Here is a 4,431-nt window from a genome sequence, read left to right as displayed (position 1 = left end):
CTTGCAGAGTGTTGTTGATTTCTCCTTCCAGCCCCGAGTAGTGCATCACGAACTGATCATACAGGTCGTTTATCCTACCCAGGTTTTGCTTTGCTTTGGCCAATCCATGCAATTCTTCCACAAAGCTGCATAACTGGTAGGTTTTCAACATTTTTAACCCGCATTTGATCTTGTGTGCCTCAAAGGCGACGCCTTCAAAATCCTGGTCTTTAAGATGCAGTTTCACTTTGCCAATGAAGGAAAGGACGTTTTTATGGTATAGGGAAATCAATTCTTCCAGCACTTCGATCTCCCCCAGACAATCCTTCTCGAGGATTTCCTGCAGCACTATGCTGAAAGGGATGATCGGGGCATCATGTCCGCATTCCTGAGGCTCGTTGGTTATGTGAGGCGTTGCGGTTTCATTTTTATTCGCTACCATAACCTGCAACAATTCTTCAGGACTAAAGGGTTTCAACAGATAATCATTAATGCCATTCTTCTCACAAGCTACCTTGTCTTCCGCTGTAAAGTCTGCAGTAAGGGCTATGATAGGCAAGCTGTTTATGTTAGGATTGGCATTTGCCCGAATCCTTTGTGTAACCTCAAAGCCATTTAAAAGGGGCATTTTGAGGTCCATCAGGACCAGGTCAATTTTTTTAGTTTCCAGAACATTCAGGCCATAAGGGGCGTTTTCTGTGATATAAGTATGGCAACCCCAGGATTTAAGCCGGTGCTCAATTAGCCGCTGGTTCATCTCATTATCCTCAAAAACCAGCACAGACATCCCCTGCACCGTCATTGGCGATAAACTCAGTTCAGCCCCAGTGTTTGTGTTAACGGGTTTTCCCAATTTGTAGGGTAATGTAAAAATGAAGGTCGTGCCTTCGCCAAGGCGACTGCTTACCCTTATTTCCCCGTTGAGTTTTTGTACAATTTGTTTAACGATGTTGAGGCCAAGGCCCGTGCCCCCGTATTTGGAAAAAGTATGCTGTTTTACCTGTCGGAAGGAGGTAAAGATTTTTTCCAGCTCTTGCTCGGGGATGCCAATCCCGGTATCAGTAATCACAAACTGCAGGATTACGGTGTCTTTTCTCTGCTGCAAACATTGTACGTTCAGCAGGATACTGCCCTTCTCTACAAATTTGATGGAGTTCCCGAGCAGATTGAGCAATATTTGTGAAAGCTTGGACGGATCGCCTAACAGGTCTGTTGGTATCTCTGGGTCGAGTTCTACATTCAGGGCTACATCCTTGCCCAGCATCAGCGTTTTACAGAGATAAACAACATCCTGTACAATGCTGAAAAAATTGAAATCCACTTCTTCGAACAATTCCAGGCCGGCGGAAAGTTTGGAGTATTCCAGTAGCTCATTGATAATATCCATCAATGACCTGGACGCCGACTGAATAGCGTTTACCTGATAGCGCTGTTCTTCTGTGAGTTCGCTCTCCCTGAGTAAATCAGTGAAGCCGATGATCCCACTCAAGGGGGTCCTGATTTCATGACTAACCGTTGCGATAAGCATTTCTTCAGCTCGGTCAGGTTTTGAAGATGGGAGCTCAGGGGCCTCCTTGCCTTCCCAAAGACGGTATTCCAGTTGCTTTTTGAAGGTTTCAAAGGACTTTTTCAATCTGGAAGCCTCTTCGGCAGTGAGCTCTTCGAAGGAGAAGTCATCCAGATAGGCCTCAATGTCAGAAAGTTTTGATAGTAACTTCTTAGAATTCAATTTTTACGGATTTGGGTGTTGTTTGTATAGCTTAGCTGGTGGCGTGGATTTTGAGGGGTAATTGCTCTTTCCGCGCGCATGTTTAGTTAGCTTAAAACTCCCCAATTCGTTCAGCACAGCCAATTAAATGTTATCTACCCTGTGTATTCTGTTGTCAAAATGCTTTATTTGTAGGTCTAAAATTTGTTCAAATGAGGTATTTCATCCCACTTTTTTGCATTTTAACTGTATTATCCTGTGCAGAAACCAAGAAAGACGAGCTGTCTTTAGAAGATAAGGCACGTCTCATTCACCAGGAGGTCATCACCATTGACACCCATGATGACATCAATGTTAAAAACTTCACAGACAGTGTCAACTACACCCAGGACCTGAATACCCAGGTGAATCTGCCAAAAATGGAAGCAGGCGGACTCGATGTTGCCTGGTTTATTGTCTACACCGGACAGGATTCCCTTACCCCTTCCGGATACGCCAGTGCCAGTGAAAACGCAATGGCCAAGTTCGATGCCATCCATCGGCTGTGCGAAGAAATTGCTCCACAGCAAATTGAGTTAGCAATGACTTCGGACGACGTGAGACGGATCTGGAAATCCGGTAAAAAAGCAGCCATGATTGGTGTTGAAAATGCCTACCCAATCGGCGAAGACCTGTCCCTCTTTGAAAAGTACCATGAACTCGGGGCACGCTACATCTCTCTGGCCCATAACGGGCACAGCCAGTTCAGCGATTCCAACACTGGAGAACGCGATAGCATGTATTTACATAATGGTTTAAGTGAATTGGGTAAAGAAGCTGTAAAAGAGATGAATAGACTTGGTGTTATGATTGATATTTCTCATCCGTCCAAGGCCTCCATCATGCAGACAATAGCCCTTTCCCAGGCCCCAATAATTGCGTCACATTCATCAGCCCGGGCCTTGTGCAACCACAGTCGCAACCTGGACGATGAACAGCTGTTGGCGGTTAAGAAAAATGGTGGTGTGGTACAGACGGTGGCCCTGGCGGCTTATGTCAATGAAGAAAAAAGTGCGGCCCGGAGCGCATACATGCGGGACATCTATAAGCAGGTTGCCGATTCCCTGGGATTAGCATGGTACGAGCGTTCGCAGTTCCGAAGCCTAAGCAGGGAGCAACAGGAAGAATATATCGAAAACATCCCCCGTGTGCGGGCTATTGGCAGGGAACTGGCCGCAAAACGGTCCGATGTACCCCCTGCGGTTAATGTTGCCGACTTTGTAGACCATATAGACTACATGGTAGATCTGATAGGCATCGAACATGTGGGGATCAGTTCTGATTTTGATGGAGGTGGGGGCATCGAAGGTTGGGCAGACGCTTCAGAAACCTTCAATGTTACCCTGGAACTTGTAAAAAGGGGATACAGCAAGGAGGATATCGAAAAACTCTGGGGGGGCAACCTGCTTCGAGTACTGGACGAGGTACAGGCTATCGCTGAAACACTTCAGAATAACTAACATGCATCTCTTTCCCTTATCAGTGGTGTTTGACTAAATCGCAAAGGGTTTTGTTAAGGATATTCCAAAGCTTTGACAATAGCTGTTAATCTTGGCCTAAACCTTTGTTAAATGCGGTATGATAAGCAGGAATATGACATAGCTTAGAGGTAACCTAAACCAATTGTCATGCAAACCCTAAGCAGATATTTCGTCGCCTTCCTGCTGCTGCTTGTCAGTAGTTTCCTGGAAGAAAAAGAACCTGAAACAGAAACGCAGCAGGCTTCCCTCCAAGAAGAACAGATCATTATTGAGATCAACAACCCGTCTGAAAAGGAGGGAAACTCCTTTTACCGCTGCTCTTAAATCCATTTATCGCTTGGGTAAAGGATTACCCCACCGCCTCCAGGGATTTCGGGACAGCAAGTGCAGTTCCCAGTTTGCGATTGAGCTTGCCAATAAAATAGGCCGACAGCAGCGCGGATTCCTTTTCCATGTTCTGGTGAACAAAGAAGTGTGCCTTCCGCAATCCTTGTTGCTGCCATTGGTACAGGCGTTCCACCCAGTCGTCCAGGCGCTGATAATCACTTTTGTGGTTGGCGCCGACAAAACGGATAAAGGCTTCAGTATTAGTCAGGCGCATATGCAGGAGATCACGCCTCCCTGCAGTGTCTGTTATGATGTTGGCGACCTTGTGTTCCTCCAGTAAATGGTACAAGCCTTCGGCTACCTTGCTATCATTGTACCAGTCTGTATGCCGGAACTCCAATGCCAGCGGAAATTCCTCAGGCCAGTAATTCACCAGTCGCACCACCCGGTCCCAGTTTTTAGGTCCGAAGTTGGGGTGCATCTGCAAAAAGATGGTGCCCAGTTTGTCCTGAAACCCGGCGGTAGCACCAAGATAGTTTTCAAGGACCGGGTAAGCCATATCATTTAGCCGGCGCAGATGGCTTACGTTCTGTACTACTTTGGGAAAAAAGCGAAAGGTGTCCGGGACGGCTTTGTACCAGGTTTCATATTGTTCAGAAGGAAAGATCCGGTAGAAGGTAGCATTAAGTTCAATGCTGTTGAACTGTGAAGCGTAGTAGGGCAATTCTTCCTTCAAGCCTTTGGGGTAAAAATTCTTTAACTCCTTTTTGTTCCATTTGGCGCAACCCACATACACCTGAAGCGGGGCTTCCTGCTTACGTCCGCCCAAAACACCTGCAGTGTCCCCATGGTCCTTGGGCAAACTAAAATCAATTAATTCCGGGTGGTCTACTTTTC

4 protein-coding genes are annotated in these 4,431 nt (G+C 46.4%); 2 read left to right on the top strand and 2 right to left on the bottom strand.

Features of this window, described 5'->3' with window-relative positions; all coding sequences use genetic code 11:
- The coding region (locus AC4E7D_RS03675; RefSeq protein ID WP_490172457.1) for an ATP-binding protein at window positions 1-1,708 on the bottom strand (1,708 nt) is incomplete at its 3' end.
- 191 nt (window positions 1,709-1,899) lie between these two features.
- Between AC4E7D_RS03675 and AC4E7D_RS03670 the strand changes: the two genes are divergently transcribed.
- Together AC4E7D_RS03670 and AC4E7D_RS03665 are read left to right on the top strand one after the other, a co-directional pair.
- Complete coding sequence (locus AC4E7D_RS03670) at window positions 1,900-3,186, top strand: dipeptidase (RefSeq protein WP_490172456.1); 1,287 nt, start codon at window positions 1,900-1,902, stop codon at window positions 3,184-3,186.
- Between the two features lie 168 nt (window positions 3,187-3,354).
- On the top strand, window positions 3,355-3,531 hold the full coding sequence (locus AC4E7D_RS03665) for a hypothetical protein (protein ID WP_490172455.1): 177 nt from the start codon (window positions 3,355-3,357) through the stop codon (window positions 3,529-3,531).
- A gap of 25 nt (window positions 3,532-3,556) precedes the next feature.
- Here AC4E7D_RS03665 and AC4E7D_RS03660 read toward each other — a convergent pair.
- The coding region (locus AC4E7D_RS03660; RefSeq protein ID WP_490172454.1) for a DUF72 domain-containing protein at window positions 3,557-4,431 on the bottom strand (875 nt) is incomplete at its 5' end.

The organism is Lentiprolixibacter sp. (genome assembly GCF_982873095.1).
This window is presented reverse-complemented; position numbering and strand designations above follow the sequence as displayed.